This is a genomic window from Streptomyces sp. CBMA123 (genome assembly GCF_014596465.1).
In the GTDB taxonomy this organism is placed as follows: Bacteria; Actinomycetota; Actinomycetes; order Streptomycetales; family Streptomycetaceae; genus Kitasatospora.
In genome coordinates this window covers 1-16,625 of sequence record NZ_MECK01000104.1, presented here as the reverse complement: position 1 = coordinate 16,625, position 16,625 = coordinate 1, and the positions used below count along the sequence as shown (strand labels likewise).

The window sequence follows — 16,625 nt, the reverse complement described above, 5'->3', positions numbered from 1 at the left end:
GCCCGGGCCAGGGCGCGCCGCCCGCAGGCGGTGACCGCGGCGCCCGGGTCGTCGTCGATGTCGACCCTGGTCTCGATCGCCAGCACGGCGGCCAGCGGCGGGTGCTGGGCGGTGCCGGCCGGCTCGACCACCAGCAGGCCGCAGCCCTCGCCGAGCAGCGGGGCCGGGTCGCCGGGGGCGACGGCGGCGTGCTCGATCCAGGCGTGCGCGGCGGAGAACTCCTCGGCCGAGCCCACCAGGTACTTGGTCGCCCGGCCCTGGCCGAGCAGCCGGCGGGCGTAGTTGAGCGCCAGCAGTCCGCTGACCCGGCCGCCCGCGACGGTGGTGTTGGGGCCGGTGAGCCCGTGCCGGATCGCGGTGGCGCCGGCGGCGTGGTTGAGGCTGCCGAAGGGGATCCGGCCGGCGTCCACGTGGAAGGGCAGCGCGTTGGTGTACGACTGCTTCAGGAAGTTGGTGACGTTCTCCAGGCTGCCCATCGAGATGCCGAGGACCACGCCGGTGCGCTCGTCGGTCGCCACCACCCGGTTGCCCTCGGCGTCGTTCAGCAGGCCGTCGGAGGCGACCAGGGTGAGCGCGGTGAGCCGGTCCATCTTGGCGGTGCCGGTCGGGCCGAGCAGGCCCTTGATGTCGAAGCCGGGGACCAGGCAGACCTCGGGCGAGGGCAGCGGTCCGTAGGCCTCGGCCGGTTCGACGGCGGTCCGGGCGCCGGAGCGCAGGCCCTCCGTGAAGGCCCGGCGGGTCAGGCCGTACGGCGAGACGGCGGACCAGCCGGTGATCACCGGGGTCTCGGGGGCCACGCGGGTCTCGGCGGCCTCGGGGGCGCGGGTGGTGGTGGTCATCAGCGGACTCGCTCTCCGTACGTGCCCAGGATCAGGATGGCGTTGTTGCCGGCGAAGGCGCTGGAGTTGTTCTCCACGATCCGGACCTCGGCGTCGATCGCCCGGTTGGGGACGACGTCCAGCGGGCACTCCGGGTCGGTCTCCCGGTGGTTGATGGTCGGCGGGATGAACTGGTGCTCGATGGCGATGCTGCAGGCGATCGCGCCGAGCGCGCTGGCGGCGCCCATCGAGTGGCCGAGCATCGACTTCACGGCGACGGTGCGCGGCGGGGTGTCGCCGAACACGTCCAGGATCGCGGCCGACTCCGTGCGGTCGTTGGCCTTGGTGCCGGTGCCGTGGGCGGAGATGAAGTCGATCTCGTCGCGCTCGACGCCGGCGTCGTCCAGGGCGAGCCGGATGCCGCGGGCGATGCCGTCCCGGTTGGGGGCGGTGGCGTGGGCGGCGTCGCAGCTGAGGCCGTAGCCGAGCACCTCGGCGTAGATCCGGGCGCCGCGGGAGAGCGCGGACTCCAGGCTCTCCAGGACGAGGATGCCGGCGCCCTCGCCGGTCAGGATGCCCTGGCGGTCGCGGTCGAACGGCCGGACCACGTCCGGGGTGAGCGCGCCGAACCGCTTGAACAGGGCGAAGGCCTTGCGGCAGACGGCGTCGGCGCCGCCGCACAGCGCGAGGTCCACCTCGCCGGAGCGGATCGCGTCCAGGCCGTAGCCGATCGAGTAGTTGCCGGCCGCGCAGGCGGTGGTGATGGTGGTCGGCTCCACGTTCGGCATCCGCAGCTCGCGGGCGATCACCGTGGTCAGCCGGCCGGCGTTGATCCGGCGGGACAGCACCGGGTCGATCGCCTTCGGGTCGCCGGCGGCCAGTTCCTGCTCGACCAGCAGCCCGATGTCGTGGGACTCGCCGTCGGTGGTGCCGACGCTGATCACGGCCTGGCGCTCGCCGAGGTCCGCCTCGGTCAGCCCGGCGTCGTCCACCGCCATCCGGGCCGCGGCGACGGCGAACTGCCCGGCCCGGCCCATCTCCTCGAGCGGGACCCGGTGGATCCAGCGCTCCGGCTCGAAGTCCGGCACCTCGCAGGCGGTGTTCTGGCCGAAGCCCTCGGTGTCGAAGCGGGTGATCGGCCGGGCGCCGGAGCGGCCGGCCCGCAGCCCCTCGGTGTACTCCGCGACGCCCGTGCCGATGCTGGAGATCGCCCCGAGGCCGGTGAGGACGACCCGGCGGCGCCCGGCCGGGGTGCCGGACCGGGGGGCCGCTGGTGACTGTGCGGTGGAGTCCATGGGACCTCTCCTTGAGCGTGGGGTGACGGGAGGGAGGTGCGGGGTGGGCTACCAGCCGGCCGCGACCGCCGTCACCTGGTAGGTGGTCTCCACGTTCACCATCTTCGGCAGCTCGTTCATGTCGATGACGATGGAGTACTCCATCTCCAGCGCGCTCAGCACGTCGATCAGCTTGAGCGAGTCGGCGCCCAACTCGTCGACGAACAAGGCGGTGTCGGAGAACTCGGTGTGTACGTCGATGTTCTCGGCGATGATTTCTCGGATACGGGTGAGGCGCTCCGGCGCAACCGTCGTCATGCTCGTTTCCTCCGTTTTTCCAGACACCCGGAATGTGCTTCCGGCCAGAAAACTAATCAGCGCCGATGACGGGTCGATGACGTCCAACTGACTGTTCACTGACGGAGGTTGGCGGCGGCGAAAAGGCCTGGTGGCGGGGGTGGCCGGGGACGCAGAACGGCCGCCCGCCGCACCGCGTGGACGGGGGCTCCACGGGTGCGGCGGGCGGCGTCGGCGGGGCCGGTCCGCGGGGAATGCGAATTCCCGGCGGAGGCCTACGGGTTCAGTCCTGCCGTTGCAGGCTGAGCGGGCGCAGATCGGTCCAGTTGGCCTCGATGTGGGCGACGGCGGTGGCCCGGTCGGTGGCGTCCAGCGTCACCGACCAGCCGGACGGGACGGCGGCGAAGGACGGCCAGAGGGAGTGCTGGCCCTCCTCGTTGACGAGGACGAGGAAGGTGCCGTCTTCGCGGTCGAAGGGGTTCGCCATGCTGGTGCGCTCCTGTCGGTGGTTCGTGGGGTCACTGGTGGTCGGGGGCGGCGAGGGCCGCTTCGAGGACGGCCCCGATCGCGGCGGCCGGTCCGGGTCGCAACAACTGCTGGTGGCCGGCGTCCACGTCGTGCGCGTGGACGGCCGAACCGACGTACGGCGCCCAGCTCTTGAGCTTGAGGGCGCGCTCCTCCGGGGTGGGACGGCGGGGGCCGCCGGCGGCCACGAAGAGGGTCATCGGGCAGTCGTCGAGGCGGTTCGGGGTGAACCGCTGGAAGAGTTCGAGGTTGTTGCGCATGACGGCCAGCAGGCGTTCCAGCAGGCCGGGCCCGAGGCCGGCCAGCGGGCCGGGGGTGCGGGCGAGGTGGGCGGCCACGCTCCGGGGGGTGAGCGGGGCGGGGGCACCGGGGTCACCCGGGTCGACGGGGACGACGGGGGCACCGGGGATGACGGGGTCGACGCCGGCCTCGGTCAGGAAGTCGGCGAGGAACTCGGCGTCGCTCGGCCGGACGCCGTCGGCGTCGTCGGGGTAGGCGTCCAGGTTGGCCAGCAGGGCCACCGGTTCGCCGGCGGCGCGCAGCCGGACGGCCATCTCGTGGGCGACCATGCCTCCGTAGGACCAGCCGAGCAGGTGGTAGGGGCCGTGCGGCTGGATCGCCCGGACCCGGGCCAGGTACTCCTCGGCGACCCCGCCGAGGTCGGTGGGCAGCGGGCCGTCGTCGGACAGCCCGCGGGCCTGGAGGCCGTACACCGGGCGGTCGGGGTCGAGGTGCTCGGCGAGGGCGGCGAAGGGCAGGGCGAAGCCGAGGCCGCCGTGCACGCAGAACAGCGGGGGGAGGCTGCCGGTGGGCCGGATCGGCAGCACGGGGGCGAGCGGGTCCAGGCCGGTCGCGGAGCCGGCGGCGGGTTCGGCGCCGGCGGGTTCGGCGGTGGCGGCCAGGGCCTCCAGGGTGCGGTGCTCGAAGACCGCGCCGAGGGTGAGCGGCAGCCCGGCCCGGGTGGCCGCGTTGACCAGCCGGATGGCCTTGAGGCTGTCCCCGCCGAGGGCGAAGAAGGAGTCGTCCGGTCCGGCGGCCGGCAGCTCCAGCACCTCCTGGACGGCCGCGCAGAGCAGGCGTTCGGAGGCCGTCCGGGGCGGGCGGGTCGAGGCGGGGGCGGCGGCCGGCGCGGGCAGGGCGCGGACGTCCAGCTTGCCGTTGGCGTTCAGCGGCAGCTCGGGCAGCGCGGCGTAGGCCTCCGGGACGAGGTGGCCGGGCAGCGAGCGGGCCAGGTGGCGCCGCAGCTCGGCCGGTTCGGGCACCGGGCGGCCCTCGGCGGGCACCAGGTAGGCGACCAGCCGGCGCTGGCCGGCGGCGTCGGCGGGGGCCAGCACGGCGGCCCGGGCGACGGCCGGGTGGGCGGCCAGCAGGCGTTCCACCTCGCCGAGTTCGACCCGGTGGCCGCGGATCTTGACCTGCTGGTCGGCCCGGCCGACGTACTCGATCCGGCCGTGCCGGTCCCAGCGGACCAGGTCCCCGGTGCGGTACATCCGGGTGCCGGGCGGGCCGTACGGGTCGGCGGTGAAGCGCTCGGCGGTGGCCCCGGGCCGGTTGAGGTAGCCGCGGGCCAGGCCCGGGCCGGACAGGTACAGCTCGCCGACCACGCCGCGCGGCACCGGTTGGAGCGCCTCGTCCAGGACGTACGCGCCGGTGTCGCCGATCGGCAGGCCGATCGGGACGGTGCCGTCGGCGTGGGCGAGGTCCTGGCCGGTGGCGAATGTGGTGGCCTCGGTGGGGCCGTAGACGTGGAGGACGGTGGTGCCGGGCAGTGCGGCGCGCAGCCGGTCCAGGTGGTCCCGGGAGTGCGCCTCGCCGCCGGTGAGCAGGGCGCGCAGCGGGGCCAGGGCGCGCGGGCGGGTGTCGGCCAGGGTGTTGACCAGCTGGGTGGTGAGGAAGGCGACCGTCACCCCGGCCCGGGCCAGGAAGTCCGCCAGGGCCTCGGGGTCGGCGGGGCCGGGCGGCTGGACGGCCAGCCGGGCGCCGTGGGCGAGCGGGCCCCAGATCTCGAAGGTGGAGGCGTCGAAGGCCACCGGCGCGAAGTACAGGAAGGTGTCCTCGGCGGTGGGGGCGAGCTCCGGCAGGCCCCGCACCAGGCGGACGGCGGCGCGGTGGGTGACCGCGACGCCCTTGGGCCGGCCGGTGGAGCCCGAGGTGTGGATGACGTACAGCAGGTCGTCGGGGTGGACGGTGACCTCGGGGGCGGTGGCCGGCCGGGCGGCCAGGTCGACCTCCGTCGCCGGGTCGTCCAGGACCAGCGGGCGTACCTGCGGGGGCAGTTCGAGGCCGGTCAGGGAGCGCTGGGTGAGCAGCAGCCGGGCGCCGCTGTCGGCGAGCATGTGGTGGACCCGCTCGGCGGGGTACGAGGGGTCGATCGGCAGGTAGGCCGCGCCGGTGCGGGCGATGGCCAGCAGGGTGCGCACCACGGCGGGGCCGCGCTCCAGGCGCAGGGCGACCAGCTCGCCGCGGCGGGCGCCGTGGGCGGCGAGCAGCCGGGCGAGGCGGTTGGCCTGGGCGTCCAGTTCGGCGTAGCTGGTGCGCCGGAGCCCGTCCGGTCCGGCGTGGACCAGCGCGACGGCCTGCGGGGTGGCGGCGATCCGGCGGTCGACCAGGGCGGTGACGGTGTCGGGCGGCCCGGTCTCGCCGAGCCGGCCGGTGCCGAGGGCGAGCAGTTCGGCCCGCTCCTCGGGGGCGATCAGCGGCAGCCGGGAGAGCGGGGTGGCGGGGGCGGCGAGGGCGGCGGCGAGCAGCCGCAGGTAGCACTCGGTGATCCGCCGGGCGGTGGCGGCCTCGAAGAGGTCGGTGCGGTACTCCAGGGTGAGTCCGAAGGCCGGGTCGTCCGGCTCCTCGGTGACCTGGAGGAAGAGGTCCCACTTGGCGGTGCCGGTCGGGACGGGTTCCGCGCTGACGGTGAGTTCCGGATCCGGGGCGGGGGCCGGACCAGGGCGGTGGTGGCCGATCATCACCTGGAACAGCGGGTGCCGGGCCGTCGAGCGCTCCGGGTTGAGCACCTCGACCAGCTTCTCGAACGGCAGCTCCTGGTGCTGGTGCGCGGCCAGGTCGGACTCGCGGACCCGCTCGGCGAGTTCGCGGAAGGCCGGGTCGCCGGAGGTGTCGGTGCGCAGCACCAGGGTGTTGACGAACATGCCGACCAGGTCGTCGAGCTGCTCGTCGGTGCGGCCGGCGATCGGGCTGCCGAGCGGGATGTCGGTGCCCGCGCCGAGCCGGGTGAGCAGGGCGGCGAGGGCGGTGCGCAGCAGCATGAAGGGGCTGACCGACCAGTCGGCGGCGGTGCGGCGCAGCCGTTCGGCCAGCTCCGGGGGGACGGTGCTGCGGTGGGCCGCGCCGCGGTGGTCGGTCCGGGGGCCGCGCGGGTGGTCGAAGGGCAGTGCCAGCTCCGCCGGGAGGTCGCGCAACCGATCGGTCCAGTAGTGGAGTTGGCGGGAGGTCCGGCTGTCCGGGTCGTCCTCGGTGCCGAGCAGCGCCTGCTGCCAGAGGGTGTGGTCGGCGTACTGGACGGGCAGGGGCGGGAGTTCGGCGGGCCGGCCGTCGCGGCGGGCCAGGTAGCAGGCGGTGAGGTCCCGGGTGAGCGGGGCGAGCGACCAGCCGTCGGCGGCGATGTGGTGCAGCACCAGGGAGAGCACGTGCTGCTCCGGTCCGAGGGCGAAGAGCCGGGCGCGCAGCGGCAGTTCGCGGTCCAGCCGGAAGCCCCGGGCGGCCTCGGCGGCGAGCGCGGCGGGCAGTCCGGCCTCGGTGCTGCGGCTGACCGGGAGCGGCAGGGTGGCCTCGGCGGGGGTGAGCACCCGCTGCTCGGCGGTGGGTTCGGTGCCCCGTCGGGGGAAGACGGTGCGCAGCGCCTCGTGCCGGGTCACCACGTCCTGGAGGGCGGCGGCCAGGGCGAGGGTGTCGAGGCGGCCGGAGAGCCGGACGGCCAGCGGGATGTGGTACAGCCCGTCGGGGGCGCCCAGTTGTTCGACGAACCAGAGCCGCTGCTGGGCGGGGGAGAGCGGGAGGACGGCCGGGCGGGGGCCCGCGGTGAGCGGGGTGCGGCGCGGGCCGGCGGCGCCGGGCAGCCGCTGGGCGAGCCGGGCGGGGGTGGGGGCCTCGAAGAGGTCCCGGACCTGGAGTTCGGCGCCGAGTTCGGCCCGGACGCGGTTGACGATCCGGGCGGCGAGCAGCGAGTGGCCGCCGAGGGCGAAGAACTCGTCGTCGGCGCCGACCTCGGGCAGCCCGAGCACCTCGGCGAAGACCGCGCAGAGCAGTTGTTCCCCGGGGCCGTGCGGGGCGCGGGCGGAGGTGGCGTAGACGGGTGCGGGCAGGGCGCGCCGGTCGAGCTTGCCGTTGCCGGTCAGCGGCAGCGCGGGGAGGGTGACCACGGCGGCGGGCACCATGTGCTCGGGCAGCCGTTCGGCGGCGAACGCCCTCAGTTCGGCGGGGAGTTCGGTCTGGTCGACGGGGAGTCCGGCGCGGTCGGCGGCGGCCGGGACGACGTAGGCGACCAGCCGTTGGTCCCCCGGGCGGTCCTCGCGGGCCAGCACGGTGGCCTCGGCGACCAGCGGGTGCCGGCCGAGGACGCTCGCGATCTCGCCGGGCTCGATCCGGAAGCCGCGCAGTTGGACCTGCTCGTCGATCCGGCCCAGGTACTCCAGGGTGCCGTCCGGCCGCCACCGGCCGAGGTCGCCGGTGCGGTACATCCGGGCGCCGCCGCCTTCGAACGGGCAGGCGACGAAGCGTTCGGCGGTCAGCGCGGGGCGGCCGAGGTAGCCGCGGGCCAGGCCCGGGCCGGCCACGTACAGCTCGCCGGGCACCCCGGCCGGGACCGGCCGCAGGGCGCCGTCCAGCAGGTACGTCCGCAGGTCGGGGAGGGCGCGGCCGATCGCGCTGCCGCCCTCGGCCGGCTCCGCGGTCAGCTCGTGCGCGGTGACGTGCACGGTGGTCTCGGTGATGCCGTACATGTTGACCAGCCGCGGCGCGTCCTGGGGGTGCCGGGCGTACCAGTCGGCCAGCTTGCCGTGGTCCAGCGCCTCGCCGCCGAACACCACGGTGCGCAGGGCGAGTTCGCGCGGGCGTTCGGCGTCGGCGCGGATCAGCTGGTAGAAGGCGGACGGGGTCTGGTTGAGGACGGTCACCCGCTGGGCGGCGAGCAGTTCCAGGAAGGCCTCGGGGGAGCGCGAGACGTCGTACGGGACCACGACCAGCCGGCCGCCGTACAGCAGGGCGCCCCACAGCTCCCAGACCGTGAAGTCGAAGGCGATCGAGTGGAACAGCGTCCAGACGTCCCGCGGGCCGAAGCCGAAGCGCCGCTCGGTGGCGTCGAGCAGCCGGACCACGTTGCGGTGCGGGACCACCACGCCCTTGGGGCGGCCGGTGGAGCCGGAGGTGAAGATCACGTACGCCGGGTGGTCGGGGCCGACGGCGGTGGCGGGGGCGCCGGCCGGGGCGACGGCGAGGGCCGCGGTGGTCTGCGGGGCGTCGAGGTCGATCCTGGGGAGGCCGGGGGTGTCGGGCAGCAGGCCGGTGGCGGTGAGCAGCAGGGCGGGGCGGGCGTCGGCCAGGGCGTGGCCGGTCCGTTCGGCCGGGTGGGCGGGCTCCAGCGGCAGGTAGGCGGCGCCCGCCTTGAGGACGGCGAGGACGGCGACGACCAGGTCGGCGCCGCGCGGCAGGGCGACGGCGACGAAGGACTCGGGGCCGGCGCCGTGCGCGATCAGCAGGTGGGCCAGCCGGTTGGCGCGCTCGTCCAGTTCGCGGTAGCTGAGCTCGGCGTCCGGCGCGGTGACCGCGACGGCATCCGGGGTGCGGGCGGCCTGCTCGGCGAACAGGGCGGGGACGGTGGTGCGGCGGGCCGGCGGGGTGTGCTCGGCGGGGGCGTGCCGCGGGCCGGCCGGGGTGGCGGCGCCCTCGGGTGCGCCGAGGCGGGCGAGCAGGGTGTGCGGGTCCTCGGCGACCCGCGCCAGGACGTCCACCAGCCGGTCGAGCAGCCGTTCGGCCTCGTCCGTGCCGAACACCGAGACCCGGTGGCCGAGTTGGAGGTCAAGCCGGTCGCCGGGGAAGACCGTGAGGCTCAGCGGGTAGTGGGTGGCGGAGAGGATGCGGGCCGCGCTGACGGTGCCGCCGGACTCCCGGTACAGCGCCGCCTCGTCCATCGGGAAGCTCTGGAAGGCGAGCACGGTGTCGAACAGCTCGCCGCGTACCCCGGAGGCGGCCTGCACCTCGGCCAGCGGCAGGTGCTCGTGCGGCATCATCGCCAGCTGCTGCGCGGCCAGCGCCGCGAACAGTTCGCTCGCCCGGCGGTCCGGGCGCAGTTCGGCGCGCACCGGCAGGGTGTTGGCGAACAGCCCGATCATCGACTCGACCTCCGGCACCTCGGCCGGGCGGCCGGAGGTGACCGAGCCGAACACCACGTCCTGCCGGCCGGTGAGCCCGCCGAGCAGCAGCGCCCAGCAGCCCTGGACCACGGTGTTCAGGGTGAGGCCCTGGCCGCGGGCCCAGCCGGCCAGTGCGGCGGTGTGCCGCTCGCTGAGCAACCGTCGTGCGGTGGCGGGGAGTTCGTTCGACGGGCTGCTCGGCGGCAGGACCCGCACCGGCCCGTCCAGGTCGCCCAGCAGCTCCGCCCAGGCGGCCCGGGCGGCGGTGTGGTCGCGGCCGTTCAGCCAGGTCAGGAAGGACCGGTACGGCGCGGGCGCGGGCAGCGAGGCGGCGCCGGCCGGATCGCCCAGCAGGCCCAACTCCCTTACGGCGAGCGGGAAGGACCAACCGTCCAAGACGATGTGGTGCACCGACCAGAGGAAGCGGTGGCGCCCCTCGCCGAGCCGGATCAGGGTGAACCGCATCAGCGGCGGCCGGGCCAGGTCGAACCGGCGCAGCCGGTCCTCCTCGGTCAGCCGCCGGGCCTCGGCCTCCCGCTCGGCCTCGGGCAGGTGGGTGAGGTCCCGCAGCTCCCACTGCGGCTCGGTGTCCTTGAGCACGACCTGCACCGGTTCGCCGTTCTTGCGGTGGCGGAAGCAGGCCCGCAGGTTGGGGTGGCGGTGCAGCAGGGCGGTGCCGGCGGTGCGCAGCCGGGCGGCGAGCCGCTCGCCGTCGGCAGCGCCCGGGCCGTCCAGTTCGGCGACCAGCTGGAGGGTGTACAGGTCGGGCGCGGTCCGGTCGTAGGAGGAGAGGAACAGCAGGCCCTGCTGGAGCGGGGAGAGGGGCAGGACCTCGCTGATCTTCCCCCTGGTGGCGGGGGCGGCAGGGGCGGGGACGCCGGATGGGCTCTTTCTCGGGCCGGTCGTCACGACAGCTCCTCGTTCAACTCGATTTCCAGATCGGCCAGTTCGTCGTCCGACAGCTCGATCAGACTGCCCGCGGGCTCCGCCGGGGCGGATTCGGCGGCCTCCGCTCCGGCCTCCTCGGCGATCCGGGCGAGGGCGGCGGCGGTCTTGTGGGTGAAGACGTCCCGGGTGGTGAGGGTGAGGCCGGCCTTGCGGGCGCGGCTGACCACCTGGATGGAGCGGATGCTGTCCCCACCGAGGGTGAAGAAGTCCTCGTCGATGCCGACGGCGGCCGTTCCCAGCACCTCGGCGAGGATGGCGCAGAGGATCCGCTCCGGTTCGGTGCGCGGGGCCCGGCCGGCGGTCTGGTCGGCGGTCGCGTCGGGCAGGGGCAGGGCCTTGCGGTCGAGCTTGCCGTTCGGGGTGAGCGGCAGGGCGTCCAGGACCAGCCAGGAGGCCGGGATCATGTAGCCGGGCAGCAGTTCGGCCAGCCGGTCGCGGATCCGCTCGGGGTCGACGCCCGGGCCGGTGAGGTAGCCGACCAGCCGGGGGTTGCCGGAGGCGTCGGGGAGGACGGTGACGGCGGCGTCGGTGACCGGGTCGAGGGTGCGCAGGACGGCCTCGATCTCGCCGGTCTCCACCCGGCGGCCGCGGATCTTGACCTGGTGGTCCCGGCGCTCGATGAACTCCAGCTGCCCGTCGGGTCGTTGGACGACCCGGTCGCCGGTGCGGTACATCCGGCAGCCCTCGCCGGCGAAGGGGTCGGCGAGGAAGGTGGCGGCGGTGCGGGCCGGGTCGTGGAGGTAGCCGCGGCCGACGCCGGCGCCGCCGACGTACAGCTCGCCGGGCACGCCGACGGGGACCGGTTGGAGTTCGTCGCTGAGCACGTAGAGCCGGGTGTTGCGGACCGCGCCGCCGATCGGCACCCGGGCACCCGGCTGGTCGCCCTTGCGCAGCACGGCGTGGGTGACGTCGTCGGAGCACTCGGTCGGGCCGTAGGCGTTCATCAGCGGGATGTCCGGGTGCCGGTCGTGCCAGCGGCGGCAGAGGTCGGCGGGCAGCGCCTCGCCGGTGACCATCAGCCAGCGGAGCGAGGGCAGCCGGGGCGCGTCGCCGTCGAGGTCCCAGGCGTCCAGGGCGGCCCGCAGCAGCGAGGGGACGACCTCCAGCACGGCGACGCCCTCGTCCTGGACCAGCGCGAACAGCGCGTTGGGGTCGGCGGCCGTACCCGTCCCGGCGACCCGGACGCTGCCGCCGACGACCAGCGGCGCCAGCATCTGCCAGACCGAGACGTCGAAGGTCAGCGGGGCGTTCTGGACGACCGTCTCACCGGCGGCCAGGTCCAGGTCCCCGACCTTGGCCCAGAGGTGGTTCATCATCCCGGAGCGCTGGACCATCGCGCCCTTGGGGCGGCCGGTGGAGCCGGAGGTGAACATCACGTACGCGAGGTCCGCCCCGGTGCCGACCGGCTCGGGGAGGGCCGTCGCGGGAAGTGCCGTCGTGGTGAGGGCCGTCCCGGGGAGTGCCGTCGGGGTGAGCGCCCCCGCCAGGTCGAGGACGGTGGCCGAGGTGCCGTCCGGCGCGGTGCAGCCGGCGCCGAGCAGCAGGTGGGAGGCGCCGCTGTCGGCCAGCAGGGCGGCGTTGCGGGCGGTGGGCGCGGCCGGGTCGAGCGGCAGGTAGGCGGCGCCGGCGCCGAGGACGCCGAGCACCCCGGTGACGAAGGGCGCGCCGGGTTCGGCGAGCATCGCGACCACCGAGCCGGTGCCGGCCCCGGCCCCGGCCAGGGCCGCGGAGAGGCCGCCGGCCGCCGTGACCAGCTCCCGGTAGCTCAGTGGGCCGTGGTCGTCCGTGACGGCGACGGCCTCCGGGGTGCGCTCGGCCACCGCGCGGACCCGCTCGACCACGCCGAGGCTCTCCTCGGGGAGCGAAGGGTCCCAGTCGCCGAGCAGTCCGCCCAGCTCGCCGGGGGTGGCGGTGCCGGTGAGGTCGGTCGGGGCGGTGACGTCGATCCGGGCCAGCGGCAGGTCCGGCCGTTCGGCGACGGTGCGCAGCAGGTGCAGCAGCACGGTCGCGATCCGCTCGACCCCGGCCCGGTCGAACAGCTCCGGGTGGTGGTCCAGCCGCAGGCTGAGCGCCTCGCCGGGGTGCACCACCAGACTGAGCGGGTGGTGCCGGGCGTCCAGGGCCTCGGCGCGGACCACCCGGGGGCCTGCGTCGCCGGTGGCCAGGTGGCGTTCGTCCAGCGGGAAGTTCTCGAACAGCACCACGGTGTCGAAGGCCTCGCCGGTGAGCCCGGCGGCCTGGTGGATCGCGGCGAGTCCGAGGTGCTCGTGCGGGAGCAGCGCGCTCTGCTGCTCCTGGAGGGCGTGCAGCAGTTCGGCGAGGGTGGTGCCGGGGGCCAGCCGGGCCCGGACCGGCACGGTGGTGAGGAACATGCCGATCATCGACTCGACCTCGGGCACCTCGGCCGGGCGGCCGGAGGTGACGGCGCCGAACAGCACGTCCTGGCGGCCGGTGAGCCGGCCGAGCAGCAGCGCCCAGCAGCCCTGGACCACGGTGTTCAGGGTGAGGCCCCGGCCGCGGGCCCAGTCGGCCAGCGCGGCGGTGTGCTCGGGCGGCAGCTCGGTGCGGACGGACCGCGGCAGCGCGGGGACCCGGGACGGGTCGGCGGGGACCACCAGGGTCGGGCCGTCGAGCTCGGCCAGTGCCCCGCGCCAGGCGGTACGGGCGGCCTCGCGGTCCTGGGCGGTGAGCCAGGCGAGGTAGTCGCGGTAGGGGGCCGGGTCGGGCAGCGCGGCGGGGACCGGAGCGACGGGCGCGCCGTCCGGGCCGGGCGCGGCGGGCTCGGCAGGCGCGGTGGGAGCGCTGAGCGCGAACAGTTCGCGGACCAGCAGCGGCATCGACCAGCCGTCGACCAGGATGTGGTGGCTGGTCCAGACGAAGCGGTGCCGGTTCTCGCCGTGGGTGAGCAGGGCGAAGCGCAGCAGCGGCGGGTCGGTGAGGTCGAAGCGGCGGGTGCGTTCGGCCTCGGTGAGCCGGTCCAGCTCGGCGGCCCGGGCGGGCTCCGGGAGTTCGGTCAGGTCGGTGGCCAGCCAGGGGAGCCGGGCGTGCCGGGGGACGACCTGGACGGGTTCGCCACCGGCCCGGGCATGGAAGGCGGCGCGCAGGTTGGGGTGGCGGTCGAGCAGGGCCTGGCCGGCGGCGCGCAGCGCGGCCGGGTCGAGGTCGCCCTCGATGTCGGCGACGATCTGCAGGGTGTAGACGTCGACGTCCTGCTCGGTCGTGGCGTCGTGGTCGGCGTGGAAGAGCATGCCCTGCTGGAGCGGGGTGAGCGGCAGGATGTCGGCCAAGGCGTTGCCGGCGGCAGCGAGTCCGGCCTCGTACTCGTCGATCTCGGACTGGTCGAGCCGGACCAGCGGCAGGTCGGAGGGGGTGTGGCCGCCGGGGCCGGGGTGGCGGGCGAGCAGTTCCAGGGCGCGGAACCAGGTCTGGGCGATGTCCCGGGCGGTCTCCTCGGCGACGGTGCGGCCGGCCCAGGACCAGTTGGCGACCAGGTGCGGGCCGTCCGGCCGGTCCTCGGTGGCCGGGGTGACGTCCAGCAGGTGCGGCAGCGGCAGGTCCGGGTGGGCGCCGGTGCCGACCACGCCGTCCCCGCCGGCCGGCTCCCAGTGGGCGCTGCGCCGGGCGTCGAAGCGGCCCATGTAGTTGAAGCCGAGCTGCGGCCCGGTCCGGCCGGCCAGCAGCCGGGCGGAGTGCGGGTTGAGGTGGCGCAGCAGGCCGTAGCCGACGCCCCGGTCGGGCAGGGCGCGCAGCTGTTCCTTGATCCGCTTCAGGGCGGTGGCCAACGCGGGCCCGCCGGACCACAGTTCGTCCCAGTCGGGCGTGCCGGGATCGAGCCGGACGGGGAAGGCGGCGGTGAACCAGCCGACCGTGCGGGAGAGGTCCAGGTGGTCGCTGAGCTGCTCGCGGCCGTGGCCCTCCAGCTCGATCAGGGTGCCGGTGCGGTCGGGGTGGCCGTGGCGGCGGCGCCAGTCGGCGACGGCGATCGCGAGGCCGGTCAGCAGCACGTCGTTGACCTCGGCGTGGAAGGCCGCCGGGACGTCGGTGAGCAGCGGGCCGGTGACCTCGGGGCCGAGTTCCAGGCGCAGGGTGCGCCGGGTGCCGTACACGTCGGTGGCCGGGTCGAGCCGGTGGCTGCCGATCAGCGGGTCCGGGCCGTCCAGGATGCTCTGCCAGAGGGCGAGTTCGGCGCCGCGGTGCTGGGTGCGGGCCTGCTCGGCGAGCAGCCGGGACCAGGCCCGGTAGGAGGTGCCGACCGGGTCCGGGGCCGGGGCGCGGCCCTCGGCGAGCGCGGTGCAGGCGGCGGCCAGGTCGGGCAGCAGGATCCGCCAGGAGACGCCGTCGACGACCAGGTGGTGGGCGCCGAGCACCAGGTGGGCGCTGTCGGCGCCGGGCGCGGCGGGGATCAGGACGGCCTGGAGCATCACCGCGTCGGCGGGGGAGAGCCGGGCGAGGGCCGCGGTGGCCTGCCGCTCGGCGAAGGCGAGCACATCGGGCCGCTCGGACTGCTCGGACTGATTGGACTGCCCGGACTGGTTGGACTGGTCGGGCTCCGCGGTGGTCGCCAGCCGGGCGCCGGCCAGGGCGCCGGCCGGCAGCACCTCCAGCTGCCAGAGCCCGGGGGAGGGCTCGGTGGCCCGGGTGCGCAGCGCGTCGTGGTGGTCGACCAGGGCGTGCAGGGCGGTGTCCAGCCGCTCGACGTCCAGGTCGACGGGGACCTTGACCACCACGTACTGGCCGTACGAGGACACCGGGCCGTCCAGGCTGCCGGTGTCCTGGTTCAGCTGGGCGCTGATCGGGGTGAGGTCGTACGGGCCGGTGCCGTCCTCGCGGTCCTCGGCGACGGGCTGGTCGGCGGTGCCGCCGCCCGCGATCCGGGCCAGGGCGGCGACGGTCTTGTGGGTGAACATGTCCCGGGTGGTGAACAGCAGTCCGGCCTTGCGGGCGCGGCTGACCACCTGGATGGAGCGGATGCTGTCCCCGCCGAGGGCGAAGAAGTCCTCGTCGATGCCGACGGCGGTGGTGCCGAGCACCTCGGCGAGGACTTCGCACAGGATCCGCTCGCGTTCGGTGCGCGGTCCGCGGCGCTCGGCCTGCTGCGTGGGGTCGGGCTGGGGTAGGGCCTTGCGGTCGAGCTTGCCGTTCGGGGTGAGCGGCAGGGCGTCCAGGACCAGCCAGGAGGCCGGGATCATGTACGCGGGCAGCAGCTGGGCGAGTTCGGCCCGCACCTGGCTGGGCCGGACGCCCGGGCCGGTGAGGTAGCCGACCAGCCGGGGGTTGCCGGAGGCGTCGGGGAGGACGGCGACGGCGGCGTCGGTGACGGTGTCCAGGCCGCGGAGCACGGCCTCGATCTCGCCGGTCTCCACCCGGCGGCCGCGGATCTTGACCTGGTGGTCCCGGCGCTCGATGAACTCCAGCTGCCCGTCGGGGCGTTGGACGACCCGGTCGCCGGTGCGGTACATCCGGCAGCCCTCGCCGGCGAAGGGGTCGGCGAGGAAGGTGGCGGCGGTGCGGGCCGGGTCGTGGAGGTAGCCGCGGCCGACGCCCGCCCCGCCGACGTACAGCTCGCCGGGCACGCCGACGGGTACCGGCTGGAGTTCGTCGCTGAGCACGTAGAGCCGGGTGTTGCGGACCGCGCCGCCGATCGGGACCCGGGCGTCGAGTTCGTCGTCGACCGCGATGACGGCGTGGGTGACGTCGTCGGAGCACTCGGTCGGGCCGTAGGCGTTCATCATCGGGACGTCGGGGTAGCGGTCGTGCCAGCGGCGGCAGAGGTCGGCGGGCAGCGCCTCGCCGGTGACCACCAGCCATTGCAGTTCGGGGAGTCCGGGCGCGTCGCCGTCGAGGTCCCAGGCGTCCAGGGCGGCCCGCAGCAGCGAGGGGACGACCTCCAGGACGGCGACGCCCTCGTCCTGGACCAGCGCGAACAGCGCGTGCGGGTCGGCCGCGGTCTCCACGCCGGTGACCCGGACGCTGCCGCCGACGACCAGCGGCGCCAGCATCTGCCAGACCGAGACGTCGAAGGTCAGCGGGGCGTTCTGGACGACCGTCTCACCGGCGACCAGCTCCAGGTCGTGGACCTTGGCCCAGAGGTGGTTCATCATCCCGGAGCGCTGCACCATCGCGCCCTTGGGGCGGCCGGTCGAGCCGGAGGTGAACATCACGTACGCGAGGTCGGATCCGCAGCCCAGCGAAGGGAGTTCGGTGGTGCAGTCCGCGTCCGAGGGCTCGGCCAGCGGCAGGACGGTGGCCGAGGTGCCGTCCGGCGCGGTGCAGCCGGCGCCGAGCAGCAGGTGGGAGGCGCCGCTGTCGGCCAGCAGGGCGGCGTTGCGGGCGGCGGGGGCGGCCGGGTCGAGCGGCAGGTAGGCGGCGCCGACCGCCTGGACGGCCAGCACCCCGGTGAC

At 75.5% G+C, this 16,625-nt stretch carries 6 protein-coding genes; all 6 read right to left on the bottom strand.

The window, feature by feature from the left end; genetic code table 11:
- Nucleotides 1-839, bottom strand: an 839-nt coding sequence (locus tag BG452_RS14720) for a beta-ketoacyl synthase N-terminal-like domain-containing protein (RefSeq protein WP_188304736.1), incomplete at its 3' end; no start/stop codon positions are given.
- A complete protein-coding gene (locus BG452_RS14715) occupies nt 839-2,113 on the bottom strand; it encodes a beta-ketoacyl-[acyl-carrier-protein] synthase family protein (protein WP_188304735.1) in 1,275 nt (424 codons plus the stop codon). The genes BG452_RS14720 and BG452_RS14715, both read right to left, overlap by 1 nt.
- A 48-nt stretch (nt 2,114-2,161) precedes the next feature.
- Nucleotides 2,162-2,410: an acyl carrier protein gene (locus BG452_RS14710; RefSeq protein ID WP_188304734.1), complete on the bottom strand. Its 249-nt coding sequence runs from the start codon at nt 2,408-2,410 to the stop codon at nt 2,162-2,164.
- Between the two features lie 262 nt (nt 2,411-2,672).
- Nucleotides 2,673-2,876, bottom strand: coding sequence for an MbtH family protein (locus BG452_RS14705; RefSeq protein ID WP_188304733.1), 204 nt, complete (start codon nt 2,874-2,876; stop codon nt 2,673-2,675).
- A gap of 31 nt (nt 2,877-2,907) precedes the next feature.
- Nucleotides 2,908-10,185, bottom strand: a complete 7,278-nt coding sequence (locus BG452_RS14700) for a non-ribosomal peptide synthetase (protein WP_317621047.1) — start codon at nt 10,183-10,185, stop codon at nt 2,908-2,910.
- Nucleotides 10,182-16,625: non-ribosomal peptide synthetase (locus tag BG452_RS14695; protein ID WP_188304732.1), on the bottom strand; the 6,444-nt coding region annotated here is incomplete at its 5' end. The genes BG452_RS14700 and BG452_RS14695, both read right to left, overlap by 4 nt.